Below are 25712 nucleotides of genomic sequence, written 5' to 3'. Positions count from 1 at the left end.
AGAAGGCCGTCGACATCCTCACCCGCCTGAGGTGCGGTGAGTTCTACTGAGCTTCCCCGTCGAGCGGGGAAAATGCGGGGGGCGCCTCCTACTTGGTTGGCGTGCAGGGGGGCGCCCCTCTGTCTTTTGATTTGCATGCATGCCAACGGGAGCGCTAAAAGCAAATGAGAATCTTCCAGGTTTCGTCGGACGGCATGGCTTCGCTGTTCGACGCGCATCATGCCCAGGAAGCGGCCGAGCACGGCGAGTGCTCCTGTCCGCCTGGCATCTGCCTCGATGGCGCCACTCGTGCTGAACCCGGCATGTCCGGCTTCCCTCCGCTCGAAGAGGTTCTCGGTGAACTCATGACAATCCTCGCCGAGGACGATTTCGACGTCGAGGACGAGGATGGCGAGCTGACCATCGCGTTCGAGCCGGACTTCGAGCTGAGCGACGAGCCCGCCTCGCGAGCCCACCAGCTCGACCAGCTCGGCTCCATCGTCGAGGACGTGACGTCGCTCGCCGGCCTCTACGCCACCATGGTCCACGAGGACCGCAGCGAAGGCGAGGACTGAGCCATGGCTCGCACAGTCCTGGACGTCTCTCCCGGCGCCCTCTCGGACTACTACGACTGGCTCAAGGCAGCGCCTGCCGGCGACGTCCTGGTCTACTGGAGCGGTGACCTCCAGTACGACCGCCAGGTCGTGATCCCCGAGACCGACGTGCTGCGCGGCAACGAGCGACTCCGTCTCGCAACCCTCAACGTTCTCGCCGACCGCGTCCTGGAGGACGCTAAGGATGGTCACCTCCTGCTCACGCAGAAGCGGATCGGCACGAACATCTTCGAATACCGAGCAACCCGCCGCCGGCAGCCCGCTTTCGGCAGCGACATCACGGGCAAGAAGATCACACCGCATGACCTCGTCCTCGCCTGAGGATCGCACGAATGCTCTGAGCTGGCTGGCGCACGGTGCCCAGCTGGCTTTCGAGCTGAGGGGCGATCAAGCAAAGCACAGTGACGTCATCTGGCAGCTTCTGGTCGAGGCGATCGAAGTGATCGACAAGACGCCAGACCAGGAACGCCGTTGGCTGACTTCCGGCAACCGCTCGGGCGGTTGGAACATGGTCGGCATGTCGCGTGCCGAGCTGCTCGTGATCGAGCGTATCCGCCTCCTCAGTGCGATGAAGCCCTATGACGGACAGACCAAGGTCTCCCCCCAGAGAGACGATGTTGAACGATCTCTTGGCGTTCTGTCGTGGATGCGGTGGTGCAACGCCGCAAGACTGGCAGATCGCCTTGTTAAGGCAGCTGTCGCGCTGGCACGCGGCGGGGAAGCCGAGATTGTGCATCGACTTTACTGCCCGACGCGGAAGTCTCGCAACCGGCAGGCCTCCTACGAAATCAGACAACGCACGGTCGGCTTCATTCTGACCGGCCTCAAGAACGATCTCGGCATCGTGCCGGGTCACGGCCTCTCATTTCAGGAGCTGAACCATGCAGCATGATCTGCCGCTGCCGAAGAGAATCGACGTCGATCAGATCGTCGAGCATTCGTTCAAGGACTACCACGTCAAGGGATTCGACTATCTCTGCCTCCAGCGATCGCCGGAGGAGACGGTGAAGCTGTACTTCTTCGACGGCGACATCTCCAAGCTGCCGGAGGTCGTCGCCCCGCACAATCACCGCTACGACTTCGAGACCTATGTCGCGGCCGGCCTCAGCGAGAACGTTTGGTTCACTCGCTCGGCAACGCGCCCGGAACATCAGGGTCAGATCTTCAACTGGTTCGAATATCGCACCAAGCTCAACGGCGGCAACGGGTTCACGTTTGCCGGCGAGGAGGAGCTGTTCGAGGCCAAGCGCGGCCGGTTCGGAACGGGCGAGTCCTACTTCATGCACGCCGAGGATCTGCACACCATCCGCATCGTCCAAAACGAGACGCTGCTGGTCCTGGTGCAGTTCGAGGACATCGTGCCGCTCGACAAGCCGACCTGGACCTATTGCAGGGGCACCGCGCCGTCTCTGGACGGTCTCTACACCAAATTCACGGCCGATGAGGTCATCAGCCGGCTCCGCAAATTCGAGGAGCGCACCGGCATCGCGTTCAGCTCGATCGGCGCACGCAGCGCCGCATAATCAACGGAGACCGCTTTGAAGCGCGAGATCATCCTCGACACAGAGACCACGGGACTAGATCGCAAGACCGATCGGATCGTCGAGATCGGCTGTGTCGAGGTGATCGACCTGATCCCGACCGGCAAGACGTTCCACAAATACATCAACCCGACGCACCCGGTTCACAAGGAAGCGTTCAAGGTCCATGGTCTCAGCAACGAGTTCCTGAAGAAATTCCCGACGTTCCGCCGGCAGGTCAACCAGTTCCTCACCTTCATCGAGGGTGCGACGCTGGTCGCCCACAATGCCGGCTTCGACGTCGGCATGATCAACGCCGAACTTGATCGCCTCGATCTACCGCCGCTGCCGAACGAGATCGTCGACAGCTTGGCACTGGCCCGAGACAAGCGGCCAGGCTCACGGCATACGCTCGACGCTCTGTGCAAGGCGTTCGGCATCAACCTGAACAAGCGCGACAAGCACGGCGCACTTCTCGATGCCCAGTTGCTTGCGGAAGTCTACTGCGAGCTGCGCGGCGGCCGGCAGATGGGAATGTCCCTGGACCTGTCCGCAGAGTCCTCAGCAGCAGCTCCCGTCGCCATCAGACATCGGCCTGTGCCGCTTGCACCCAGGATCACAGACGAAGACCGAGCCATTCACGCGCAGTTCATCAGCGAGATGAAGGACGCAATCTGGCTCGACTATCGCGACCAGAAACTCGAGACCGCAGCTTAGCCAACAAGGAAAGATCAATGAACACACCCACCCTTTACAGGCGCACGGGCAAGAACGGCATGTCCGATGAAGCCCGTGCTGCTCGCCGCTTCTCCGTTGGAGGATCGGACGCCAAGATCATCATGTCTGGCGATCAGCTCGCCATCGAACGCCTCTGGGCTGAGAAGCGCGGCGAGATGGCTCCGGAGGATCTGTCCGAGGTCATCTTGATCAACCTCGGCAACCTGACCGAGCCTCTGAACGCCGACCTGTTTGAGAAGGACACCGGACTGTGGGTGACCAACGAGCAGGACAAGGTCTTCTACGAGGACTGGGACAAGGCGCATGCCACGTTGGATGGACTCGTCCGCGAGACGGAGACCGGACCGGTCATCTCGATGGTCGAGTTCAAGTTCATGTTCCCGTTCGGATTCTCGTTGGACAAGGCGATCGAGAAGTATTTCCCGCAGTGCCAGCACAACATGATGGTGACCGGTCTGCCGACCTCGCAGCTCTGCATCCTGACCGGTGCAGCGCAGTGGTACCGCGTCGAGATCGAGGCGGACATCTTCTACCAGGTCAAGCTGCTCCAGCACGAGAAGGACTTCTGGGAGTGCGTCGAGACCGGTCGGATCCCCGGAAACCCGGTGATTGAGGTGCCGCTGGTCGAGCGCGTCAAGGTCGTCGACATGAACGAGAGCAACGAGTGGGGCGCTCAGGCAGCGATCCTGCTGAAGACGTTCACCGCGGCTAAGAAGCATGAGGCTGCCAAGACCGCCATCAAGAAGCTGATGCCGGAAGACGCCATCCAGGCGGCTGGCAAGGGCGTGACGGTCAAGCTGTCGAAGGACGGCAAGAAGCTGATCGATTGCGACAAGGATCAGGTCGCGAAGATTGACGACGAGCAGGCCTGGTTCCCGCCGGATCCGAAGAAGGCCAAGGGCGGCGGCAAGAAGAAGGCCGCGAAGGCCGACAACGACAACAACGAGGAAGCAGAGGCGGCCTAACCGCCCCTGCCCTCACCTTTTACCAAGAGGAAGACCATGAGCAACGCATCCGAAAATCTCGCGATCTGGAACGAGGTCGAACAGACCGACCCCAACTTCACCAAGTCGTTCAATCGCGGCGGCGGCTTCAAGGGTACGGCGACCAATGCCACGTACCTGATCAAGAAGGCCACGAAGATGTTCGGCCCGATCGGCATCGGCTGGGGCTGGACCATCGTCGAGGACAAGTTCCAGCCGGGCCAGGACAAGGATGTGGTCCACATCCTGCGTCTGAAGCTCTGGTACATGTGGGGCGACAAGAAGGGCGAGATCGAGCACTTCGGTCAGACCACCTTCGTCGGCAAGAACAAGAACGGCTGGTACACCGACGAGGAGGCTCCGAAGAAGTCCCTCACGGACGCGCTTTCGAAGGCGCTCAGCACGCTCGGCTTCGCTGCCGACATCCACCTCGGCATGTACGACGACAACCGCTATGTCAGCGACCTGAAGCAGGACTTCCGCGGCTCTGACGAGTTCGACAGCGCCAACGACAACCAGGATCGCGGCGACCGCGGAGGCAAATCGTCTGACAAGGGCGGATCCTCGAAGGGCGGCAAGTCCAAGCGTGGACCTTCCGTCAGCGAGAAGGAACAGGATTCCATCCTCGACCACTGGGAGGATCAGATCGCCCAGGCCAACTCCGTCAAGGAGATCATGCAGATCATCGCCGAGAAGGCGTTCGCCGAGGATCTGGCGAAGCTCCACGAGGATGACGAGGCCCTCATCCGCAAGAAGGCCAGCGACCGCTCGCAGGAGCTGAAGTCGGCCAAGACCAAAGCGAATGCGGGCTAAGTCACGCGCATACGTCCAGCTCGCCTTGCAGGTCATCCCGCTCGCCAAGAGCACGGATGATCTGCGGGCCTGGTGGGCGGCCGAGAGAGATCACCGCTACGACTACGGCCTGACGGACGATCAGATCGAGCGGCTCAAGAAGGCGTGCAAGGAGCAGGTCCTTCGCCTCGGTGGAGAGCTACGGGAATGAGCAGATGAGCAAGACATCGAGCAAGTCGAGCAACCCCTGGATCTATGCCGTCAAGAACGAGGATGGGCACCTTGTTCCCTATGCGAACTATGACCGCGAGAAGTTCGACGAACTGCCGGTCAACAAGCTGCTGCGCGTCAACATCGTCCAGCAGCGCAATGCGCCGCGGCACCGGCTCTATCGGGTGATTCTGCGACTGGTGGTCCAGAACACAGACCTGTTCGTGTCGGAGGACAGTCTGCACAAGACCCTGTTGGTCGGATGCGGCGTCGTCGAGCCCATCATGACGGTCGCCGGCGAGATCATCATGGTCCCGTCGTCGACAGCCTACGACGCCATGGATGAGGATGTGTTCAAGGCCTACTTCGATCAGGCCATGAACATCATCGAGACCAACCTGCTCCCCGGGATCGACCTGGACGATCTGCTGAAAGAGGCCAGGAAGCAGGCGAATTACAAGGAACCGGCGAATGACAACGACGAGCGCCACAAGGACGAGGATGCAGCGTGATGGCAAACGTAGTGGAAGGCGAGCCGCGCAATAGCCAGGAATGGCACGGCTCCTATCTGGACGAGGACAGCATGGTTGCTGATGTTCTTGCCCGCGTGAGCGCAGATCCGGTCGCGGTGAAGCGCTGGCTCGACCCAGCGAGCTGGCACTTGCCGGATCCAAGGCTGTTCCGCTCCAAAGATGAATATCCTGCTCATGCTGGTTGCCTGACGTTCGCTGGCATGTCGATCCGCAACTTCTATGGCCTGTGGCATGCTGACAATCCGCACACGGCGTTCGATCTGCATGACGATGTCGAGATCACGGACGGCATCATCACGGACAAGCGGCATCCTGACAACTTCTCAGACCGCGTGATCCAGCGCGTGAAGGCAGAGCTGGCGAAGATCAAGTGGAAAGCATGAAGGTCTACCGGCCGATCATCAGCCTTCCAACTGGTTTCTGGGGCGGGGAATGGGTGTTCCTCGCCAAGTCAGAGGGCGATGCTTTCCGGATGCTCAGACGGCGGATCGAGACCGGAAGGGTGAAATGGACGCCGCATGAACAACGCTGACGAGCTGGCCGTGAGATGCGTGGAGAACATCAACTTCTCCACGGCGCACAATTGGCCTGTCGAACAGGCCGCGGTGCTGATCACGACTCCGAAGGGATGGAAGGCTCCACCGAAGTTCCCTCGGAGCGAGATCGTAAACGTCAACCCAAACACCGGCACACGGGTCCGCCGCATATCGGCGATGCGGCTGCTCGCCTATCTGGTCGGAAACAACCTCACCACCATCAAGATCGAGATGAGGGCACTCAAATGATCAAGCTTGATGACCAATCGCGCCGCAGCGGACAATGACAATGCCGAGATCGCCAAGACTGTCTAAAGCCCAGAAGCGGTTCATGGATGAGCATGCCCCTGCCTACCTGTGCTGGATGGACGACACCAGCTCGGCCCTTCCGATCTTGCCGATCAGACGGATGAAGCGCACCTTCGATGCGATGGTGCGTAAGGCGTTCCTCACGCCTGACGGCCACATCACCAATCTGGGACGCGAAACCTGGCGCAAAACATTTGCTTGACCGTTTGCTTGAATGCAAATATTACGAGAGGATGCAAACCGTCCTCGATCTTGCTCCTCCGAAGGGCTTCCGGAAGGCCATTCCGGACAAGGTGAAGCTGCAGGTGATCCTGCAGCAGAACGCCGCCTGCACGAAGTGCGGTGAGCGGCTGGGCAAGATCGAGAACTGCGAGTTCGACCACATCCCCGCGCTGGGACTGCGGTGCTGGGACGCTGAGGCCAAGGATACGACGCCGAGGGCGAACGATCCTGCCTTCATCGAGGGCAAGCACAAGGACTGTCACGCGAAGAAGACGTTCGGCTCGCACGGCGAGCTGGCGCGCGGCGACGTCACCGAGATCGCCCGCACCAAGCGGATCGCGAAAGAGACCGAGGATTTCAGGCGTCGAATGCTGGCGAAGGTTGACCTTGATGCGGAGGTCGATCAGCCGCCGCGGCGCCCCAAGAAAGCATGGCCAAAGCGGCCTTTTCCGAAGCGGGGCAAGCAACATGAAAAGAGAGGTCCGAGAGGTCCAGCAGGAGGTTCAGATCCTGAAGGATAAGGGAGAGATCGAGGACTTCAGGCTTGGCCACAGCGCCAAGCATCGGACGGTCAACTTCCTTTTCCGCGGCGCCTGGTACTCGACCGTTTTTCCATCAACGCCTCGCACGCCATACGCCAACAATTTCGTTCGGCAGCAGATCAGACGCCAAATCCGGCGGCTCCAGACAATTTAGGTTCACCAAAGAGAGGACGACATGGACGCTCTACGAGTCGAAGACACATCGATGGGGCTGACGAAGGCGCTGCACTTCATCACCACGCAGCAGGATAGACGCAAGGTCAAGCCGAAGTTTCAATATGCCGCGGCTGGCAGCACGACCCGCGCGACGCGGTGCCTGACCAAGTTCGAGCGCAGCCACATCACCGAGCTGGTGCAGCAGCTGGTGCCGCTCGATCCGAAGACGCAGCAGGATCAGATCAAGGAGATCATGCAGCAGTTGTCGAAGCTGCCGGTCACCTTCTTCCCGGTCAAGCGCGAGATGCGGATCGACTATTCGAAGACCTATCCCTACCGCTCGACGAAGCGCGGCGGATGACCGCGATCACAGCAAGCATCCGGAAGGCGCAGCGTGTCGCCATCGACGCGGGCGGGTTCAACCTGCGCGGCGTGATCTACGGCGACACCAAGGGTCGCTATCGCGATGGCTGGTTCTTCTACACCGCGAAGGTGATGGAAGAGATCGAGCCGAACGTCTTCCGGACTGCAACGGGCAACGTCTACCAGGTCGAGACCTGGTCGGCACCATCCAAACCCACCAACGAGTATGACCCCCTTCCGGCCGATTGGCCGTACTGCGCGAGTGCCGAATGAGAATTGAGCGACGATACACGACTGCCGGAGTCGATCCGTACAGCATGATCGAGTGGCGCAAAGGCGTCAGCGAGATCAAGAACCCGGACGGCTCTGTCGTCTTCCGCATGGAGGGCATCGAGGTCCCGGCCGCTTGGTCTCAGGTCGCCGTTGACGTCCTGGCGCAGAAATACTTCCGCAAGGCCGGCGTGCCTTACAAGCTGACAAAGGTCAGTGAGGATGGCGTGCCAGCGTGGTTGCAGCGCTCTGTCGCCGACAAGAGCTTGACCGCTTTCGAGGTGAAGCGTGGCTCCGAGACGTCTTCCAAGCAGGTGTTCGAACGCCTCGCCGGCTGCTGGACATACTGGGGCTGGAAGGGCGGCTATTTCTCCTCCGGAACCATGAGCCAGTTCACGAGCTTGGAAGGTCTGTTGGCAGAGCGGGAAGAGAACGCCCGCGCGTTCTTCGACGAGCTGCGCTACATGCTGGCCACCCAGATGTTCGCGCCCAACTCTCCGCAGTGGTTCAACACCGGCCTGCACTGGGCCTATGGCATCGACGGTCCGGCTCAGGGTCACTTCTACTTCGACCCTGACATGGCCACCGAGATCATGGTCGAGGACGGCAAGGCATACGAACTCAAGAAGCCAATAATCGGTGGAGTGGCGGCGTCTACCTCGGCCTATGAGCGCCCACAGCCGCACGCCTGCTTCATCCAGTCGATCGATGACAACCTGATCCAGGAAGGCGGCATCATGGACCTGTGGGTCCGCGAGGCTCGCCTGTTCAAGTACGGCTCCGGCACCGGCACCAACTTCTCCAACCTGCGTGGCCGCGGCGAGAAGCTGTCCGGCGGCGGTACATCGTCCGGCGCGATGTCGTTCCTCAAGATCGGCGATCGGGCTGCTGGCGCAATCAAGTCAGGCGGAACAACGCGGCGAGCTGCCAAGATGGTCGTGATGGATGTCGACCATCCGGACGTCGAGGAGTTCATCACCTGGAAGGTCGAGGAGGAGCAGAAGGTCGCAGCATTGGTGGCTGGCTCCAAGGCCGCCAAAAGGCTGCTGCAGAAGGTCTGGGAAGCCTGGGGCGACGGCGAGAGCCGTGACACTCCGTCCATGAAGGAAGCCATCCTGGTCGCCAGGCGGGCCTTCATACCTGACACCTACATCAACCGTGTGATCCAGCTCGCCGAGCAGGGTGAGAACTTCTACGCTGAGGAGTTCGATCTCGACTGGCAGTCCAAAGCCTATGAGACCGTGTCCGGCCAAAACGCCAACAACACGGTGTCAGTGACCAACGACTTCCTGAAGGCGGTCGAACTGGACACGAAGTGGAACCTGATCGGCCGCACCACCGGCAAGACGGTAAAGACGGTCGACGCCACGTATCTCTGGGACACCATCGCTCGCGCGGCGTGGGAGTCGGCCGATCCCGGCCTGCACTTCAACACCACGATGAACGAGTGGCATACGTGCCCGGCCGGCGGCGACATCCGCGCCTCCAATCCATGCTCGGAATACATGTTCCTGGACGACACGGCGTGCAATCTCGCATCGGCGAACCTGATCAAGTTCCTGATCAACGATCCGTCGCGAACCGACCACAGCGAAATCGATACGGACTCGTTCATCCACGCCTGTCGGCTGATCCAGATCGCACTCGAAATCTCGATCTACATGGCGCAGTTCCCGTCGAAGGAGATCGCTCTGCTCTCCTACGAGTACCGCACCACTGGCCTCGGCTTCGCCAACCTCGGCGGTCTGCTGATGACCATGGGTCTGGCGTACGACTCGAAGGAGGCTCGGGCTCTGGCTGGATCGATCTCGGCGATCATGACAGGCACGGCCTACCTCACCTCCGCCGAGATGGCGCAGGAGATGGGTCCGTTCGTCAAGTTCGAGGAGAACCGCGAGGCGATGCTGCGCGTGATCCGCAACCATTATGCGGCGGCGGAGAATGGCAGCACGTCGTTCGAGGGGCTCACGATCAAGCCGGTGTCGCTGGATTGGGACAACTGCCCGCAGGCTGATCTGCCGGCACGTGCGTCTGCAATCTGGGCTCGGGCGGTCGACATGGGCGAGGCCTATGGTTTCCGCAACGCCCAGACAACAGTCATCGCGCCAACCGGCACGATCGGCCTGGTCATGGATTGCGACACCACGGGCGTCGAGCCTGATTTCGCACTGGTGAAGTTCAAGAAGCTGGCCGGCGGCGGCTACTTCAAGATCATCAACCAGGCCGTGAGGCCGGCGCTGGAACGCCTCGGCTATCGCAGCAGCGAGATCAACGAGATCGTCTCGTACGCGACCGGCGACGTGAGGAAACTCTCTCCCAGGTTCGTGGGCGCGGCACGTGGGGCCGACATCACGATCAGCGTTGAGCAGCTCCGAACTGCCTTCGATATCCGCTTCGTGGCGGATTGGAAGTCGCTCGGGTTTGGAGACCATGAGATCGAGGCGGAGAACGTCGCGGTCTGTGGAACGATGACGCTGGAAGGCGCTCCGCATCTCAAGCCGGAGCACTACGCGATCTTCGACTGCGCCAACAAGTGCGGCAAGCTGGGCACTCGGTTCATTTCGACCGAAGGCCACATCCTGATGATGGCGGCAGTGCAGCCGTTCATCTCGGGCGCGATCAGCAAGACCATCAACATGCCCTCGGAAGCAACGATCGAGGACGTGAAGGCGGCCTACATGCTGTCGTGGAAGCTGGGTCTGAAGGCCAACGCGATCTATCGCGACGGCTCGAAGCTGTCCCAGCCGCTGTCGGCGGCTCTGGTCGATGAGACGGAGATCGTCGAGGAATCGCCCAAGACGGTGATCCAGGTCGTCGAGAAGATCGTGCGCAAGCGGGAGAAGCTGCTCCACAAGCGGGACGGCTATACCCAACGCTCGATCGTCGGCGGGCACAAGCTCTACCTGCGGACCGGGGAATACCCGGACGGCCGGCTGGGCGAGATCTTCATCGACATGCACAAGGAAGGCGCTGCTTTCCGGTCGGTGATGAATGCCTTTGCCATCGCTGTGAGCCTCGGCTTGCAGTACGGCGTGCCGCTGGAGGAGTTCGTCGATGCGTTTACGTTCTTCCGGTTCGAGCCTTCCGGGTTCGTCCAGGAGCATCATCGCATCAAGAACGCCACCTCGATCATCGACTTCGTGTTCCGGGATATCGCGATCAACTATCTCGGTCGCGATGATCTGGCGCACGTCACTCCGGAAGAGAGCGGCCACACCGCGATCGGAGATGGGGTGAAGGGCAAAGCTACCGTCGTCGTCAACATCGCTGCTGGTGCTGACGTGCAGAAGGCTGTCGATGCTGCGACCAAGGCTGTCGACAGTGCGCTGGATAAGCGCTCCGTCTCCAAGCTGAAGGGATACACCGGGGACACCTGCGGCTCATGCGGGAATGTCACGATGGTCCGCAACGGAACCTGCCTGAAGTGCGACACCTGTGGCGAGACCACGGGATGCTCATGAGCTGGCTGAAGCGTCTCATCTGTGTCGTGTTTGACCACAAGCGGGTCAGCGACGACAGCTGGGGCGGGTACGGATGGACCTGTCCTCGCTGTGGGAAGAACGACTACGGCATCCACGACATGTGAGCCGTAGACGACAAGAACGGAACGGATCTACGGGTCCGTTCGCTTTTTTGCTTGCCTTAATGCAAATCTTGCAGTAATGCAAACCAACGCAGGCGGGCAGCCTGCAACCGAACCAAAGGACTGAAACATGGGCTTCCTCTCCAATCTCCTGAAGCAGGCCGACAAGGCGATCAACAGCTACACGGGCGACAAGGCTTTCCTGGCCGGCGTCGCTGCAGCGGCTGCCAACGTCACCGCGGCGGATGGCTCGATCGATGACGCCGAGATCAATGCTGCGATCTCCGGCATGCTGGCAAACCCGATCGTGTCGGCTTCCTATTCCGCCTCGCAGATCGAGGAGGCTCTCAACGCCGCCCTCGCCCGCGCCAAGAGCCGCGCCGGCCGCATGGAGAACAAGCGCGCCATCGAGGCACTGATGACCCGCGACATCTCCGCTCGCCAGGACGTGTTCCTGATCGCCGCCGACGTGGCCGACCAGGACGGCATCGGTGACCAGGAGCGCGTCGTGCTCGCCGATATCGGCAAGGCGCTCAACGTCGACGACAACAAGCTGCTCGCTGCCTGATCCGGCGCTTCATTTGAACGGGGCGGTCCTTCGGGGCCGCCCTTTTTCTTGAACTGGAGATTTTCATGGACCACCTGTTCTGGGTCGCGCTTCTCGGTATCGTCTGGGTCGACCTCTTGCTCTCTGGCGACAACGCCCTCGTCATCGCCATGGTCAGCCGGCAGCTGCCGAAGGACCAGCAGAAGTGGGGAATCATCGGCGGCACGGCAGTGGCTATCCTACTCCGCGTCGTGATGGCCACGGTCGCCAACAGCCTGCTCGACGTTCCTGCACTCGGTATCCTCGGCGGCGCCTATCTGCTCTGGGTCGCCATCAAGCTGATCATCGTCAACGATGACGATGTCAGCGAGAAACCGGTCACGACCCTCTGGTCAGCGATCACGACCATCGCCATCGCCGATGCAACCATGAGCACCGACAACGTCATGGCGATCGCGGCACTCGCACACGGTCACGTGGGGTTGATGGCGATCGGCGTCCTCCTGTCGATCCCGCTCGTGATCGCCGGCAGCGCTATCATCTCGATGATGATCGAACGCTTCCCTGCCCTGAAATGGGCCGGCGCAGCCCTGTTGGGCTGGGTTGCTGGCGGCATCATCGGATCTGATCCTTGGTATCCGTGGCCCTGGGGTCCGAATGCCTTCACCGGCCTGATGATCGTCGTCACCGCAGGATGGATCGTCCATCTGTACCGTCAGATCGACAAGGCCAAGGAAGTGCCGACAGTCTGATGCTCACCGAGCTGGAGATCGTCGAGCGCTGTCTGCTGATGTTCTCCAAGCCTGGGCGCTGGACGCAGAAGACGCTTGCGAGGGACCGCAACGGAAAGCCGGTTCCGGTATTCAGCGAGATGGCGCGGTCCTTTGACATCGAGGGTTGCATCAGAAGAGCCGCTGGCATCGAAGACCGAGGCGCGTACGCGCGCTTCGTGCCCCTCATCAAGAGCCAGGTCGGCAAGCAACCATTCGACTGGAACGACCAGCGAGGCCGCATCCAGAAGGAGGTGGTCCGCATGTTCGAAGACCTAGCTGACGAACTGAGGTTTGGAAATGGACGTCACGGTTGAGCGGCGCGAGCACATCAAGGCCGCCATGGCCATCGTGAAGGAGAAGAAATGAGCATCGTGAACACCAACATCGATACCCAGGAGCCGATCAGAGCCGAAGAGCTGATCCACGGATTCGACCTCTACCAGGAGCAGTCCATCAAGACGATCGCATACGGCGACGACATGAAGCTCTGGTATCCGGCGCTCGGCCTCGGCGAGGCCGGTGAGGTCCAGAACAAGGTCAAGAAGATCTTCCGCGATGACGGCGGCATCCTCACCGAGGAGCGCAAGAAGGCCATCGTCAAGGAGATGGGCGGGAACCTGTGGTATCTCGCGGCCCTGGCCCACGGCATGGGCATGAGCCTCGGCGAGATCGCGCTCTCCAACATCAGTGAGCTGCGCGGTCGCGTCGATCGCGGCACACTCCAGGGCGACGGCGACGATCGCTGACATTTCGCTTGACGTTTCGTTTGCTTGAATGCAAATAACGTCACATGCAAACAGGAGAGAGAACCTTGGACGCGAAACAGGCAGAGGCCAAGGCCTACGAACTGATCTTCGCCGAGATCAGCCGCCAGAACGAGATGTGGGGTGCGCTCGACACCCGCCGGGACGTCGGTAACGGCGAGCTATTCGAAGCAGGCGTCGGTCAGCTCGATGCTGTGTTCGATCGCCGCAACGGTGACGAGGCCGCCTTCGACGGACCGCCGCAGATCTATCCCGAGGGATGGAGCGGATTCCGCAGCTACGGGGGCGATATCCCGAACATCATCGTCGGTGTTGCCTTCCTCATCCAGGAGACCAAGCGCCTGCTGATGAACGGCGAAGATCCGACCCGGCTCTCCCGCCGGCCCGATCAACCCTACAACCCTGAAACCGGCTTGCCGGCAACAATCGAGGCCTGACATGCCCGTATTCGGCGTCTTTCTCGCCAACCACGTTCTCGATGCAATCGGCCTGCTCACGATCATCGCGAGCGCCGTCAAGATCACCAAGGGCTATCCGATCAGCCGCTGGTTCTTTTGACGCCCAGGCGTTTGCTTGAATGCAATCGACGGCCGCCTACGGGCGGCTGTCCTCTTTCATTTTGTCCATTTTCAGAGCGCGGAGCGAGCCATGAGCAGGTCGGGATACAGCGAGGATTGCGACGATGATCAGTGGGGCTTCATCCGGTACCGCGGCATGGTTGCCAGTGCCACGCGCGGCAAGCGCGGCCAGTCCCTTTTTCGAGACATCCTGATCGGCATGAACGGGATGATCTGCAAGCGCCTGATCGCCGACGAGTTGGAGCAGGAAGGCGCGGTCTGCGCTATCGGAGCCGCCGGCAAGGTTCGCGGTGTCGACATGTCCAGCATCGATCCTGAGGACTCCGACACGGTCGCCGGCAAGTTCGATATCGCCGACTGTCTGGCTCGCGAGATCGTCTGGATGAACGACGAGTGCGGTTCGACAGGCGAGTGGCTCGAAGACAAACGGCGGTGGCGCCGAGAGACCCCAGAAGATCGCTTCAACCGCATGCGCAAGTGGGTCCGTTCGCAAATCACAGACCCCCTGTTCGACGTGGTCTGGTGCTGAGGGAGTTCAATCATGACAACCATGAGCAAGACCATCGTCAAATTCCTCCCGCCCGAGGAGGTCGGTGAGGACCAGGCTGGATGGTGGCTCCTCCACATCGACATGAATGCGGATGGCACTGAGGCTGGCTGTTGCGACGCCGCTGGTCCGTACGACAGCAAGGAAGAAGCAGACCGCCTGGCTCTGCCCTGGACCAAAGATCAGGAGGCTGCCGCAGCATGAAAAAGTACCACGACCTGCTCCAGAAGATCCTCACCGAAGGCGTGCAGAAGGGCGATCGCACCGGCACGGGCACATTGTCGATTTTCGGTCACCAAATGCGTTTCGACCTGAAAGAGGGTTTCCCACTGCTGACCACGAAGCGTCTGCCGTTCAAGGCTATCGCGATAGAGCTGCTGTGGTTCCTGCGTGGCGACACCAACATCAAATTCCTGCACGACCACGGCGTGACCATCTGGGACGAGTGGGCGGATGCCAACGGTGATCTGGGCCCGGTCTACGGCGCGCAATGGCGGTCATGGCCGGCATACGATCGAGCGCCAGACCACATGCAGGATGCCTGCTACGTCACGTACACGGGACGCAATATCGACCAGATCGCCAACGTCGTCGAGATGATCAAGCGCAATCCGGACTCGCGACGTCTGATCGTCTCAGCCTGGAATCCGGCCGAGGTCGATCAGATGGCACTGCCGCCCTGCCACTGCCTGTTCCAGTTCAATACCAGGCCGATGACGTTGGAGGAGCGCCTCCAATTCGCAGGCGTCACAGCTGATCAGGTAGACGACCCCGAGGTGTTCCTGGGCGTGAATCGATACCCCTCGCGATACCTCGACTGCCAGCTATATCAGCGCTCGGCAGACGTGTTTCTCGGCGTCCCTTTCAACATCGCGTCCTATGCGCTGCTGACGCATATGATGGCGCAGGTTACCAACATGGCGCCGGGTCATTTCGTGCATTCGTTCGGCGACACGCACCTTTACCTGAGCCATCTGGAGCAGGCGAAGATGCAGCTAACGCGAGAGCCGCGACCATTGCCGAAGGTTGGACTCGACCCAGCCCGGATGGACATCTTCGGGTTCACATATGACGACATCGTCCTCTACGGCTACGACCCGCACCCATCGATCAAGGCGGACGTGTCCGTATGACGAAGGTAGCAAGCTCGTTCTACTCTGCGGCGGTCCCGCATCGGGATATCGATGGTCTCTATCACGCGACCTTCGGTATCCCAGGCGACCAGCCGCAGTGGGTCAATGGTCAGGATGGCAAGCGAGACGTTTTCCGCAGCCATGATGCAGCCGTCCTGGCTGGCTTCCGGGTCCTGGTGGCCAAGCTTAATCGAGCGCGCCAGGAGCAGACCTTCCAAGTGAAGGGGCATGTTCATCCAAGGACGAGGAGTTGGACTGCACCGGTCGACACCAGAGAACCAACTATTGAGCAGGTGTTCGGGAGTAAGAAATGACTGGTCTACCAAAGATCAATGGAGTTGGTAATGTCGACCTCATCGGGCCCAACACTCCGCTGAGATTGGAGACGGCAGCAAGACTCGCCTTCCCGGACGGGTCGATGAAGCTGGCCGGACTGCGTCGAGAGATCGCTCGCGGCCGGCTCACCTATGAAACGATCGCAGGCAAGCATTACACCACGCTCGCGAACATCGAGGCCATGAGAGAGTTATGTCGCGTAACAGCAAAGGCCCCCGTCTCTACAAGCGACCTTCGCGACGAGAGGGAGGCAAACTCAAACCGGCAATGTGGGTCGTCCGAGACAAGCAGAAAGTTGTCTCCACAGGAATTGCTGCGGGAGCGGCTGAGACTACGCCGCCAATCGAGGCAGAGCAGTTCCTGAGCAAATACATCGCCGACAAGTATGACCCGACCCGGCGAGCCAAGGACATCGCCAACATACTGATCGGCGACGTGCTGACCATCTACGACCAGGACAAGGGAGGTGCCGCCAATCCGGACAAGAACCTGTCCGGACACATCGAGCGTCTCAACGATTTCTGGGGCGACAAGACCCTGATCGAGATCAATCCAAAGACCTGCCGAGATTATGTCGCAACCAGGCCCGGCAAGGGTGGCGCGAGGCGCGATCTCGAAGTCCTGCGGGCGGCGGTCAACAACCACTCAGCCCAGAACCTGCATTTTGGCACGGTCAACGTCACGCTGCCGCCGAAGGGCGAGGCACGCCAGGAGTGGATTACACGCGACCAGGCCGCCGCCATTATCTGGGCCGCCTGGCGCTACCGCGAGCTGCAGACGATCCACCGCGGCGAACGGAAGGGAGAGGTGGTGGTCACCGACAAACGACCGCTGCGGCACGTCGCACGCTTCCTGCTGATCGGCTGCTACACTGGAACCCGAGCGGGCGCCATTGCCTCTGCCTCGATCAAGAAGGAAGCCGGCAAGTCCTATGTCGACCTGGAGGCCGGCCTGTTTCACCGGCTTGCGGTCGGCAAGCGCAAGACCAAGAAGCAGCAGCCGACCGTGCCACTGCCTCCGCGCCTGCTCGCTCACATGAGGCGCTGGGTGGCCAAGGGCATCGTGTCCGAGAACTTCGTCGAGTACCGAGGCTTGCCGGTCAAGCGGGTGAAGAAGGGTTTCGCGTCTGCGGTGCGCCTCGCCAAGGTCGACATCAAGGTCACGCCCCACACGCTTCGGCACACGGCCGCGACCTGGCTGATGCAGGCCGGCGTCGATGAGTGGCAGGCTGCCGGCTATCTCGGGATGTCAGTTGAAGTGCTACGCGAGGTCTACGGACACCATCATCCGGACCACATGAAGGGTGCAGTCGAGGGGATCACGGCGAAGAAGGCGAAGACGCCGAAACAGCCTCAATCTGTGCCCCGATCAACGGACCTCTCATCAAAGCCCGGGAGTGTCCGTTAAGGGCGAATTGCGGACGTGACGGGGCGATCCAATTGAGTCGTCCCAGAATGGAGGAGGGATTTCCGAAGCTGTTGGTACATCGGCTGTGCCATCAGGCGACCGGCCACAGCCGCCCGTGACCCGAAGCGAACTTACTTTCTCACGCACTGGGTAATCCGGAAGGCAGCCGCCCGCGGCCCCAAAACGGCAGGCGAAAGGTACGCCTAGACACCTGCAGCCGCAAGTTGTTAAGTTAGAACACAATCAAGGCAGGAGTCCGATTTATGGACATGTTTTTGCATTGGGCTCTGCTCGGGCTCGGCATCGTCCTAACGATCGTCGGTTTTTGGTTTTATGACACTTTCAAGATCGGTCTAGCGTTTGGCGGCCTATTGTACGTCTACTTGGTAATAGCATTGGTCTGGTGGACGTTACCTTCGACCAAACTGCGATGGAGGCGATGGCTAACCTCCCGAGAAGAAAGCCGCGCGGAACTGACGCTTGCTGAGCGATATGCCCAAGAGTCTAAGCATGACGCGTTTACCGCCTATGTCATCCTGGGCTGTTGCTTGGCCATATCGATCGTTTCAAACGAATATCTCGCGGCTTGCTTTATGGGGTTTGTAACTGTTGCCATTGTCGGCTTCAGCAGACTGACAGCGATCAGAGTAGAGCGTGCATGGTTCGCCGACAATCGAAATGAAGTGCTAGAACTGCTTCGATTCTTGAATACCAAGAGCAAGTCCGGCGGCCTTCCACCCGGTACGCGCGTGGCCCCGTCGACATCCGGGATAGTTGAAATAGACCCGCAGACAAACCAAGCTGCCGGACGTCCCGCATGAGCGACTTTCAATCGCAAAGTTTTTTGATTCGGCTTGTGTTGGGGGCGCTCGGCGCGGCTCACCCGATCAGACTCGCGATCGGCGTAGCGGCAGGTGTCATCTTGAAGATCTTCCTCGACGGATTGGCAGTCAGCTTTCCGAATATTCTCTTTTTGAAAGCCATCTCCGCGTACCAGATGTATTGGTTCCTGATAGCCTGCTCGCCGTTGCCCTTTGCCCCCATGCTTCTCGGAAACCGAAACGCGCCCGAGTCCGTCGTACATAAGATAAATACAATGCAAGCAATCCTGGATAGGGCCAAGCTCTCGCGAGTCCATGAACAAATGTTTTGGAGGACTTTGCTCGACAAGTATGTTGCAGCGGCCAATACAGACTTAAGCAGAAATCCCGACTTGGGAAAATTGTTCGACGAGTCGAAAGCGGAAATCCAGATCCCGAACGATCAAGGGCGAACCTAGTCTAAATTTCTGATGTCGTAGCCTCGCTGAAGTCAGCGGATTATCTCGGCGCGCATGTAGCGCGGAATGGGTCGGCCCAACCAACTCGGTGACCAACCTAGTCACAGCCCCTTCCGGTGTTCATGCGACGTGTAGGTTCGGCTCCGGGTCATTCACTATTTTATATTTTATCGGACTGCCTCGTAGTGTCTGGATTGGCATGAAGCGTAAGTCCCCGGCACGGAGAGGGATTTCCGAAGCTGGGGGTACTCACGGGTGTGCCATCAGCCGGCCGGCCACGCCGCCGTGGACAGGTAGTCCACGTCCGTAATGGGGCTGAAAGCGGACTCCAGCAAATTGACTGCAAAGGTCCCACTGGGTCAGAGACAGACCTTCGCGCGAGCTGGCGGCCAGGGTCGTAATGGGCTCAGAAGCAGACGTAGGTGGAGCGACGGCACGGCGGTTCGTCTGTCAGCCGCCAGGGCCGTCCTTCATGAGGCAGCCCATCAAGTCGTCCACGTTGTGCTCCAAATCCGGATGATGTTCTTTACGACGTCTCCGATCGAGATCGCGCCGACGACCCTGCCCGCGTCCAGCAAGAGGATCGTCGCCAAGAAACTTCATCGATAATCGGGGTGTGCTGGTGAAGCGGATGAGGCTGAGAAACGGTCTCAATCTGTACCCCAACCTGTACCCCAGACGAGTGGGAACAAATCGGCGCAACAGAAAACACTATAACTGCAGGGGAAAAATGGTCGGAGCGGCAGGATTCGAACCTGCGACCCCTGCGTCCCGAACGCAGTGCTCTACCGGGCTGAGCCACGCTCCGACTTGGGAAGCCGGCTTATAGCGTTGGGTTTCCGTCTTCGCAAGGACACAAGGCAGGAAATCGCATCGAAATCGCTGATCGTCGGCAGAGGGGTTAACCGCTTGAGGCCGTGGGGCTTTGTCCGGCGGCCATGGCGCGAGCGCAATGCGACAGGCGATTTGCGCGCTTCATTCGAACGTCCGCGCCCGCTATAGCCGAGCGCGGAAGCCACTGCCGTCCCGTACCATCGATGCCCGCCCCAGACATGCAAGCGATCGAGACCAGGATCCTGCCCGCCGACGCGGCTGGAATCGCGCAAGCCGCGGCGACGTTCGCGCGCGGCGGACTGGTCGCGTTCCCGACCGAGACCGTCTACGGCCTCGGCGCCGATGCGGCCAATGCCGCGGCCATCGCCCGCCTCTATCAGGCCAAGGGCCGGCCCGCCTTCAATCCGTTGATCGCCCATGTCGCCGACATCGCGGCGGCGCAGCGCATCGGCCGCTTCGATGCCACCGCCGAGCGTCTGGCCGCCGCGTTCTGGCCGGGACCGCTGACTTTGGTGGTGCCGCAGGCCGCGGGCTGCGCGGTCGCAGATCTCGCGACGGCCGGTCTCGACACGGTCGCGATCCGCATTCCCTCGCATCCGATCGCGCGAGCGCTGCTCGCGGCGTTCGCCGGCGCCGTGGTGGCGCCCTCCGCCAACATCTCCGGCCACGTGTCGCCGACCACCGCGGCTCATGTTGCGGCAGATCTCTCGGGACGAATCGACCTGATCCTGGACGGCGGGCCGGTCGAGGTCGGTGTCGAATCGACCATCGTCGGCTGCTTCGACGAGCCGACCTTGCTGCGCCCGGGCGGGGTTCCCAGCGAGGCGATCGAGGCGGTGCTCGGCCGTGCGCTGGCGCGGCCCGCCGCGGAGACCGATACGTCCGAGCAGCCGCTGGCGCCGGGCATGCTGGCCTCCCACTATGCGCCGCGCGCCGCCGTCCGCCTCGACGCCAGCGAGGTCGCGGCCGGCGAGGCGCTGCTCGCCTTCGGTCCGGTGACCTTGCCCGGGGCCGACCAAGCCGCCGCGATCCTGAACCTCTCGCCCTTGGGCGATCCAGCGGAGGCGGCGATGCATCTTTTCGGCTATCTTCGCAGCCTCGATGCCAGGGGTGCGCGCAGCATCGCGGTGATGCCGATCCCGAACGACGGACTGGGCGAGGCCATCAACGACCGGCTGCGCCGCGCCGCCGCGCCGAGATAACACTGGAAGCGACTGACCATGAACATCAGCCAGCCTGCCCTGCCGCCGCTGCCGCCCGATTTGATCGCGCAATTCGCCGCCATCGTCGGCGAGCGCCAGGCGCTGACGGCGGAGACCGACGTCGCCCCCTACGTCACCGAGGAGCGCAACCTGTTCCACGGCCGCTCGCCGCTGGTGCTGCGCCCGGGCTCGACCGCCGAGGTCGCGGCAATCTGCAAGCTTGCCAGTCAGCACCGCATCGCGCTGGTGCCGCAGGGCGGCAACACCGGTCTCGTCGGCGGCCAGACGCCGCACAATGGCGAGGTGGTGGTGTCGCTGAAGCGCATGGACAAGATCCGCGAGGTCGACACCGCCTCCAACACCATGATCGCCGAGGCCGGTGTCGTGCTGCAGGTCGCGCAGCAGAAGGCCGCCGAGGTCGACCGGCTGTTTCCGCTGTCGCTCGGTGCCGAGGGCAGCTGCACCATCGGCGGCAATCTCTCGACCAACGCCGGCGGCACCGCCGCGCTGGCCTATGGCGTGGCGCGCGAGATGGCGTTGGGGGTCGAGGTGGTGCTGGCCGACGGGCGCGTGCTCAACGCGCTGTCGAAATTGAAGAAGGACAACACCGGCTACGATCTGCGCAATCTGTTCATCGGCGCCGAGGGCACGCTCGGCATCATCACCGCGGCGAGCCTGAAGCTGTTTCCGAGGCCACGCGCGATCGAGACCGCCTTCGTCGGCCTCAAGTCGCCGGAGGACGCGCTCAAGCTGCTGGCGATCGCGCAACGCGAGGCCGCCGGCAACCTGACGAGCTTCGAGCTGATCGCCGCGATCGCGCTCGACTTCTCGATCCGCCACGCGGCCGGCAACCGCGCGCCGCTGTCGGGCGCTCATCCGTGGTTCGTGCTGATGGAATTGTCGTCGTCGCGCGACGATGCCCGCGCCACGCTGGAGACGATCCTGGAGAAGGGCCTCGAGGACGGCATCGTCGACGACGCCGCGATCGCCGGCAGCCTCGCCCAGCGCATGGCGTTCTGGAAGCTGCGCGAGGACATCTCGGCGGCGCAGAAGCCGGAGGGCGGCTCGATCAAGCACGACATCTCGGTGCCCGTTGCGGCGGTGCCGGCGTTCATCGTGGAAGCCAACGCCGCCGTCGTGAAGCTGATGCCCGGTGCGCGGCCGGTGCCGTTCGGTCATCTCGGCGACGGCAACATCCATTACAATGTCAGCCAGCCGATCGGCGCCAACACCGCCGACTATCTCGCCCGCTGGCACGAGGTGAATGCTGTCGTGTTCGAGATCGTGCTGCGCATGGGCGGCTCGATCTCGGCCGAGCACGGCATCGGCGTGCTCAAACGCGACGAGCTGCCTGACGTGAAGGATCCGACCGCGATCGCGCTGATGCGCGCGATCAAGGCGCAATTCGATCCGCTCGGGATCATGAATCCCGGCAAGGTGCTCTAGGCTTTCGACGCTCCCATGGACACTGCTCCTGCTCTCATCATTTCCGACATCACCGATGCCGACGCGCCCGCCATCATCGCATTGTGGCAGCGCTGCGGCCTGACGCGGCCGTGGAACGATCCGGCCGCCGACATCGCGCTCGCCCGCCGCGGCGACAATGCGACCGTCCTGGTCGGCCGCAGCGGCGGCGCGATCGCAGCCTCCGTCATGGTCGGCCATGACGGCCATCGCGGCTGGGTCTACTACGTCAGCGTCGATCCCGAGCATCGCGGCCACAACCATGGCCGCGCCATCATGGCCGCGGCCGAGGACTGGCTGCGCGCACGCGGCGTCGCCAAGCTGATGCTGATGGTGCGCGGCGACAACACCGCGGTGCAGGCGTTCTACCAGACGCTCGACTATGCCGTGCAGGACAGCGTCGTGTTCTCGAAATGGCTCGACGGCCGCGCGCCCACGCCCGGCATGAAATAGAGGTTCAGCATGAGCATCTCCGACCGCATCCGCGTGCACGAGACGCGCGTGCTCTCCGACCATTACGGGACGCTGACCTCGACGAAGTTCGAGTGGCGGCGCGACGACGGCACGTGGCAGATGCAGAGCCGCGACGTGTTCGAGCGCGGCAACGCCGCGGCGATCCTCCCCTACAACCTCGCGCAGCGCAGCGTCATCCTGGTCAAGCAGTTCCGCTATCCCGCCTTCCTCAATGGCTACGACGATCTCCTGATCGAGGCCGCCGCCGGCCTGCTCGACGATGCCTCGCCGGAGGAGCGCATCCGGCTCGAAGCCGAGGAGGAGACCGGGTTCCGGCTGCACGACGTCAAGTTCGTGTTCGAGGCGTTCATGAGCCCGGGCGTCGTCACCGAGAAGATCCATTTCTTCGTCGCCGAATACGAGCCTCGCATGCGCGTCAGCGCCGGCGGCGGGCTCGCGCATGAGGGCGAGGAGATCGAGGTGCTGGAACTCTCGATCGACGACGCGCTGGCGATGATCGCCGACGGCCGCATCCAGGACGCCAAGACCATCATGCTGCTGCAGCACGCCGCGCTGAGGATCTTTGGCTGAGCGCGGCCAACGCTCGGTCGCGGGTCTTGCTTCTCTGTCGTCCTCCGCGAAGGCGGGGGACCCAGTCTTCCACCGGCAGCCGTTTCGGCACGAGAGGCCACGGCGTACTGGATCCCCGCTTTCGCGGGGATGACGATCTTCTCTGTCGATATATCCCGCCTCAGAACAAACTCCCCTGCCCGTCATCCGCAGCCGCAGGCGAAACTTTACGAGATGCAACCTTCTTCGCCGGCTTGCGCTGCGCGTCCTCGGCGGCGCGCATCTCCGCGGTCATCGGCAGCAACAGCTGCTCATCGTCGTTGGCCACCGCATTGACGCGCGTGGAGACCTCGTACCACGCGAACTCGCCCTCGCGAGGCGGGATCAGCAGCCGCATGGCCTCGTCAGGATCATCGGAACGGCAGTCGAGCCACAGCGCGAAATCATCCGGCCTGATCGTCACGGGAACACGATGATGCAGCGTGGCGAGATCGCGGCTCGCAGCTGCGGTGACGATCGCCACCGTATCGACCTCCTCGCCGTTCGGCCCGCACCAGGTCTCGGCGAGGGCCGCGAAGCCGAGCAGCGCGCCGTCACTGCGGTGGATGAAGAACGGCCGCTTGCGACCATCGATCACCTGCCACTCGTAATATCCATCAGCGGGCACTAGCACGCGGCGCCGCCGGATCGCATTCTTGAACGCCGGCTTCTCGCGTACGGACTCCGAACGCGCATTGATCAGCAGCGTGAAATTACGGGGATCCTTGACCCAGGCAGGAATGAATCCCCAGCGCATGAGCCGAAAATGCCTGATGTCCTGGTCCAGAAGAACTACGGGAATCGGCTGCGTCGGAGCAATATTGTGCCGCGGCGGAAAGTTCGGCTGCTCCTCGTAGCCGAAAATCTGCCTGAGAGCCGCAGGTGGTGAAGTGATCACGAAGCGTCCACACATAATCTCACTCAAATCGTCGTGTGTTCAGCACCTTTTAACTTAGGTTGCCAACACTGCAGCGGATGACCGCAGCGGCGACCCATTCCGTGCCTACCGATCGCACGACCCAACGACCGGCGGGCAGCGCCATTGACCCGGCGCGGGCCGCGATGCTGCGCGCCGCCAACATCAATCCGCGCACCGGGCTCGCCACCGACTATCTGAATCATTTCAACGAAGCCGTGATGCTGCTCGAAATGATTCCCGATATTCCGGAATGCGCCGAGGATTTTCTGGCGTGGTCGCCGCTGACCTATCCAGAACATTTCACGCACACCAATTTCAAGGCCCGCGATCTCGTCATCGAGGCCTATGAGCAGGCCGACCCGGCGATTCGCGACAAGTTCGATCATCTCACGAAGACCATGACCGACATCCTGCTCGCGGTCGGCAGCGCGATGCGCGCTGCCAGGCAGGACGCCACCAAGGCCAAGCTCGCCGAGCAGGCCGCGGCGTGGGTCAAGCCGCTGGTGACGCAGGCCGGCGGCATCATCAATGGCGACATCGAGGTCGACCCTGACCCGGTCGACGAGGTCGACGCCGTCGACGCCATCATGGCAAGCTTCTGAGCAGCACGGGCTGCCGGCCCGGTCGTCTTCACGCTACGGTGCAGACCACGCCTGGAGCCATTGGCATGACCGCCCCGACGCCGCCCCGCCACCCCCAACTCGCCGTCAGCGCCGCCATCTTCCGCGACGGCAAGCTCCTGCTGGTGCGCCGGGCGCGTTCCCCCGCCAAGGGCGTCTACACGCTGCCCGGCGGCCGGGTGGAGCTCGGCGAAACCCTGCACGAGGCCGTCGCGCGCGAGGTCATGGAGGAAACCGCACTCTCGATCGCAATTGTCGGGCTGGCCGGATGGCGCGAGGTCCTGCCGGCCCAGGGCGGCGGCGGCCACTATGTGATCCTTCCCTTTGCGGCCCGCTGGCAGGCCGGAGAGCCCCGGCTCAACCCGGAACTGGACGACTTTCAGTGGCGCCTCCCCGATGCGCTCGAGGGCCTCACGCTGACTGACGGACTGCCGGAGATCATCGCCGCCGCACGGACCCTGGTGTAGGCGCCTTGCGTCCGCCGTCCGGCAAAGGCATATGACGTCGGTGTTCCCCATGATCCCCAAGCGCCTCCTGGCCGCCCTCATGCTCGTTGCCGCCTGCGCCATTGTGCCGGCGCGCGCGCAGGATGCGGCCGCGCCGTTCGATGGCGATCTGCAGCGGCTGGCCGAAATCCTCGGAACCCTGCATTACCTCCGCGGCATCTGCGGCAGCAATGAAGGCGCCAAATGGCGCAACCAGATGCAGGCCCTGATCGATGCCGAGACGCCGTCGGGCGAACGCCGCGCCCGGATGATCGCCGGCTTCAACCGCGGCTATAACGGCTTTCAGCAGACCTACCGGACCTGCACGCCGGCGGCGATGGTGGCGATCCGCCGCTACATCGACGAGGGCTCGAAGATCTCGCGCGACCTCACGGCGCGCTACGCCAACTGA

General features: G+C 62.0%; 37 protein-coding genes and 1 tRNA gene. 36 read left to right on the top strand and 2 right to left on the bottom strand.

The window, feature by feature from the left end; translation table 11 throughout:
• Window positions 1-164 precede the first annotated feature (164 nt).
• From QX126_RS16240 to QX126_RS16100, 29 genes are all read left to right on the top strand, one after another.
• Window positions 165-554, top strand: coding sequence for a hypothetical protein (locus tag QX126_RS16240; protein ID WP_315782236.1), 390 nt, complete (start codon window positions 165-167; stop codon window positions 552-554).
• Between the two features lie 3 nt (window positions 555-557).
• On the top strand, window positions 558-914 hold the full coding sequence (locus QX126_RS16235) for a hypothetical protein (RefSeq protein ID WP_315740025.1): 357 nt from the start codon (window positions 558-560) through the stop codon (window positions 912-914).
• Window positions 895-1485: a hypothetical protein gene (locus tag QX126_RS16230; protein ID WP_315768549.1), complete on the top strand. Its 591-nt coding sequence runs from the start codon at window positions 895-897 to the stop codon at window positions 1483-1485. Before QX126_RS16235 ends, QX126_RS16230 begins: the two co-directional genes overlap by 20 nt.
• Window positions 1475-2116: a hypothetical protein gene (locus QX126_RS16225; RefSeq protein ID WP_315782234.1), complete on the top strand. Its 642-nt coding sequence runs from the start codon at window positions 1475-1477 to the stop codon at window positions 2114-2116. The genes QX126_RS16230 and QX126_RS16225 overlap by 11 nt, the downstream gene beginning before the upstream one ends.
• 15 nt (window positions 2117-2131) lie before the next feature.
• The gene (dnaQ, locus tag QX126_RS16220) at window positions 2132-2830 is read left to right on the top strand and encodes a DNA polymerase III subunit epsilon (protein ID WP_315782232.1); all 699 of its coding nucleotides are present in this window, start codon (window positions 2132-2134) and stop codon (window positions 2828-2830) included.
• A 17-nt stretch (window positions 2831-2847) separates the two neighbouring features.
• A complete protein-coding gene (locus QX126_RS16215; protein ID WP_315782230.1) occupies window positions 2848-3816 on the top strand; it encodes a YqaJ viral recombinase family protein in 969 nt (322 codons plus the stop codon).
• A gap of 36 nt (window positions 3817-3852) precedes the next feature.
• A complete protein-coding gene (locus QX126_RS16210; protein ID WP_315768556.1) occupies window positions 3853-4647 on the top strand; it encodes a hypothetical protein in 795 nt (264 codons plus the stop codon).
• Window positions 4637-4837: a hypothetical protein gene (locus tag QX126_RS16205; protein ID WP_315782228.1), complete on the top strand. Its 201-nt coding sequence runs from the start codon at window positions 4637-4639 to the stop codon at window positions 4835-4837. Before QX126_RS16210 ends, QX126_RS16205 begins: the two co-directional genes overlap by 11 nt.
• Window positions 4838-4841: 4 nt before the next feature.
• Window positions 4842-5348 (top strand): hypothetical protein, encoded by a 507-nt coding sequence (locus QX126_RS16200; protein WP_315768559.1) that lies wholly within the window; start codon window positions 4842-4844, stop codon window positions 5346-5348.
• Entirely contained in the window at window positions 5348-5752 is a 405-nt protein-coding gene (locus tag QX126_RS16195) for a hypothetical protein (protein WP_315782226.1), read from the top strand. The genes QX126_RS16200 and QX126_RS16195 overlap by 1 nt, the downstream gene beginning before the upstream one ends.
• The gene (locus QX126_RS16190; RefSeq protein ID WP_315768563.1) at window positions 5749-5901 is read left to right on the top strand and encodes a hypothetical protein; all 153 of its coding nucleotides are present in this window, start codon (window positions 5749-5751) and stop codon (window positions 5899-5901) included. The genes QX126_RS16195 and QX126_RS16190 overlap by 4 nt, the downstream gene beginning before the upstream one ends.
• Window positions 5888-6154 (top strand): hypothetical protein, encoded by a 267-nt coding sequence (locus tag QX126_RS16185; protein WP_315782225.1) that lies wholly within the window; start codon window positions 5888-5890, stop codon window positions 6152-6154. The genes QX126_RS16190 and QX126_RS16185 overlap by 14 nt, the downstream gene beginning before the upstream one ends.
• An 82-nt stretch (window positions 6155-6236) precedes the next feature.
• The gene (locus QX126_RS16180; protein WP_315782223.1) at window positions 6237-6416 is read left to right on the top strand and encodes a hypothetical protein; all 180 of its coding nucleotides are present in this window, start codon (window positions 6237-6239) and stop codon (window positions 6414-6416) included.
• On the top strand, window positions 6409-6957 hold the full coding sequence (locus QX126_RS16175; protein ID WP_315782221.1) for a hypothetical protein: 549 nt from the start codon (window positions 6409-6411) through the stop codon (window positions 6955-6957). The genes QX126_RS16180 and QX126_RS16175 overlap by 8 nt, the downstream gene beginning before the upstream one ends.
• A gap of 196 nt (window positions 6958-7153) precedes the next feature.
• Entirely contained in the window at window positions 7154-7495 is a 342-nt protein-coding gene (locus QX126_RS16170) for a hypothetical protein (RefSeq protein ID WP_315782220.1), read from the top strand.
• Entirely contained in the window at window positions 7492-7770 is a 279-nt protein-coding gene (locus QX126_RS16165) for a hypothetical protein (protein ID WP_315782218.1), read from the top strand. Before QX126_RS16170 ends, QX126_RS16165 begins: the two co-directional genes overlap by 4 nt.
• A complete protein-coding gene (locus QX126_RS16160) occupies window positions 7767-11228 on the top strand; it encodes an adenosylcobalamin-dependent ribonucleoside-diphosphate reductase (protein WP_315782216.1) in 3462 nt (1153 codons plus the stop codon). Before QX126_RS16165 ends, QX126_RS16160 begins: the two co-directional genes overlap by 4 nt.
• Before the next feature lie 252 nt (window positions 11229-11480).
• Window positions 11481-11918, top strand: coding sequence for a Tellurite resistance protein TerB (locus QX126_RS16155; RefSeq protein WP_315768578.1), 438 nt, complete (start codon window positions 11481-11483; stop codon window positions 11916-11918).
• Window positions 11919-11983: 65 nt separating this feature from the next.
• Window positions 11984-12649, top strand: coding sequence for a TerC family protein (locus tag QX126_RS16150; RefSeq protein ID WP_315782214.1), 666 nt, complete (start codon window positions 11984-11986; stop codon window positions 12647-12649).
• On the top strand, window positions 12649-12984 hold the full coding sequence (locus tag QX126_RS16145; RefSeq protein WP_315782212.1) for a hypothetical protein: 336 nt from the start codon (window positions 12649-12651) through the stop codon (window positions 12982-12984). Before QX126_RS16150 ends, QX126_RS16145 begins: the two co-directional genes overlap by 1 nt.
• A 48-nt stretch (window positions 12985-13032) precedes the next feature.
• Window positions 13033-13416 carry a nucleoside triphosphate pyrophosphohydrolase family protein gene (locus tag QX126_RS16140; RefSeq protein WP_315782210.1) on the top strand — a complete coding sequence of 128 codons (384 nt, stop codon included), beginning with the start codon at window positions 13033-13035 and terminating at the stop codon, window positions 13414-13416.
• A 65-nt stretch (window positions 13417-13481) separates the two neighbouring features.
• A complete protein-coding gene (locus QX126_RS16135; protein ID WP_315782209.1) occupies window positions 13482-13871 on the top strand; it encodes a hypothetical protein in 390 nt (129 codons plus the stop codon).
• Window positions 13872-14082: 211 nt separating this feature from the next.
• Entirely contained in the window at window positions 14083-14541 is a 459-nt protein-coding gene (locus QX126_RS16130; protein WP_315782207.1) for a hypothetical protein, read from the top strand.
• Window positions 14542-14553: 12 nt separating this feature from the next.
• Window positions 14554-14763 carry a hypothetical protein gene (locus tag QX126_RS16125; RefSeq protein ID WP_315782205.1) on the top strand — a complete coding sequence of 70 codons (210 nt, stop codon included), beginning with the start codon at window positions 14554-14556 and terminating at the stop codon, window positions 14761-14763.
• A complete protein-coding gene (gene thyA / locus QX126_RS16120; RefSeq protein WP_315782202.1) occupies window positions 14760-15692 on the top strand; it encodes a thymidylate synthase in 933 nt (310 codons plus the stop codon). Before QX126_RS16125 ends, thyA begins: the two co-directional genes overlap by 4 nt.
• Window positions 15689-16006: a hypothetical protein gene (locus QX126_RS16115; RefSeq protein WP_315739998.1), complete on the top strand. Its 318-nt coding sequence runs from the start codon at window positions 15689-15691 to the stop codon at window positions 16004-16006. The genes thyA and QX126_RS16115 overlap by 4 nt, the downstream gene beginning before the upstream one ends.
• 214 nt (window positions 16007-16220) lie before the next feature.
• Window positions 16221-17435, top strand: a complete 1215-nt coding sequence (locus QX126_RS16110) for a tyrosine-type recombinase/integrase (protein WP_315782201.1) — start codon at window positions 16221-16223, stop codon at window positions 17433-17435.
• A 263-nt stretch (window positions 17436-17698) separates the two neighbouring features.
• Window positions 17699-18256 (top strand): hypothetical protein, encoded by a 558-nt coding sequence (locus tag QX126_RS16105; protein ID WP_315782199.1) that lies wholly within the window; start codon window positions 17699-17701, stop codon window positions 18254-18256.
• Window positions 18253-18714: a hypothetical protein gene (locus QX126_RS16100; RefSeq protein ID WP_315782197.1), complete on the top strand. Its 462-nt coding sequence runs from the start codon at window positions 18253-18255 to the stop codon at window positions 18712-18714. Before QX126_RS16105 ends, QX126_RS16100 begins: the two co-directional genes overlap by 4 nt.
• A gap of 731 nt (window positions 18715-19445) precedes the next feature.
• Here the strand turns inward: QX126_RS16100 and QX126_RS16095 are convergent.
• A tRNA-Pro gene (locus QX126_RS16095) sits at window positions 19446-19522 on the bottom strand.
• A gap of 229 nt (window positions 19523-19751) precedes the next feature.
• Here QX126_RS16095 and QX126_RS16090 point away from each other — a divergent pair.
• From QX126_RS16090 to QX126_RS16075, 4 genes are read left to right on the top strand one after another with little or no spacing between them, the layout of a single operon-like run.
• The gene (locus tag QX126_RS16090) at window positions 19752-20750 is read left to right on the top strand and encodes an L-threonylcarbamoyladenylate synthase (RefSeq protein ID WP_315782195.1); all 999 of its coding nucleotides are present in this window, start codon (window positions 19752-19754) and stop codon (window positions 20748-20750) included.
• A gap of 18 nt (window positions 20751-20768) precedes the next feature.
• A complete protein-coding gene (locus QX126_RS16085) occupies window positions 20769-22196 on the top strand; it encodes an FAD-binding oxidoreductase (RefSeq protein WP_315782194.1) in 1428 nt (475 codons plus the stop codon).
• Window positions 22197-22211: 15 nt separating this feature from the next.
• Window positions 22212-22667 carry a GNAT family acetyltransferase gene (locus tag QX126_RS16080; RefSeq protein ID WP_315782193.1) on the top strand — a complete coding sequence of 152 codons (456 nt, stop codon included), beginning with the start codon at window positions 22212-22214 and terminating at the stop codon, window positions 22665-22667.
• A 9-nt stretch (window positions 22668-22676) separates the two neighbouring features.
• Window positions 22677-23258, top strand: coding sequence for an NUDIX domain-containing protein (locus tag QX126_RS16075; protein ID WP_315739989.1), 582 nt, complete (start codon window positions 22677-22679; stop codon window positions 23256-23258).
• 160 nt (window positions 23259-23418) lie between these two features.
• Here the strand turns inward: QX126_RS16075 and QX126_RS16070 are convergent, their stop codons facing one another.
• Window positions 23419-24189 (bottom strand): SOS response-associated peptidase, encoded by a 771-nt coding sequence (locus tag QX126_RS16070; protein WP_315739988.1) that lies wholly within the window; start codon window positions 24187-24189, stop codon window positions 23419-23421.
• A gap of 86 nt (window positions 24190-24275) precedes the next feature.
• On the opposite strand from QX126_RS16070, the gene QX126_RS16065 reads away from it, so the two are divergent.
• The 3 genes from QX126_RS16065 to QX126_RS16055 all read left to right on the top strand — a co-directional run bounded on the left by QX126_RS16065 (window position 24276) and on the right by QX126_RS16055 (window position 25712).
• Window positions 24276-24797 (top strand): hypothetical protein, encoded by a 522-nt coding sequence (locus QX126_RS16065; RefSeq protein WP_315782191.1) that lies wholly within the window; start codon window positions 24276-24278, stop codon window positions 24795-24797.
• 65 nt (window positions 24798-24862) lie between these two features.
• Entirely contained in the window at window positions 24863-25282 is a 420-nt protein-coding gene (locus tag QX126_RS16060; protein ID WP_315754043.1) for an NUDIX hydrolase, read from the top strand.
• Between the two features lie 31 nt (window positions 25283-25313).
• The gene (locus tag QX126_RS16055) at window positions 25314-25712 is read left to right on the top strand and encodes a TIGR02301 family protein (protein WP_315782189.1); all 399 of its coding nucleotides are present in this window, start codon (window positions 25314-25316) and stop codon (window positions 25710-25712) included.

Source organism: Bradyrhizobium sp. SZCCHNPS1003 (assembly GCF_032381555.1).
In the GTDB taxonomy this organism is placed as follows: Bacteria; Pseudomonadota; Alphaproteobacteria; order Rhizobiales; family Xanthobacteraceae; genus Bradyrhizobium.
Note: the sequence above shows the minus strand (reverse complement) of the source record. Positions and strands in the feature narration are given on the sequence as shown.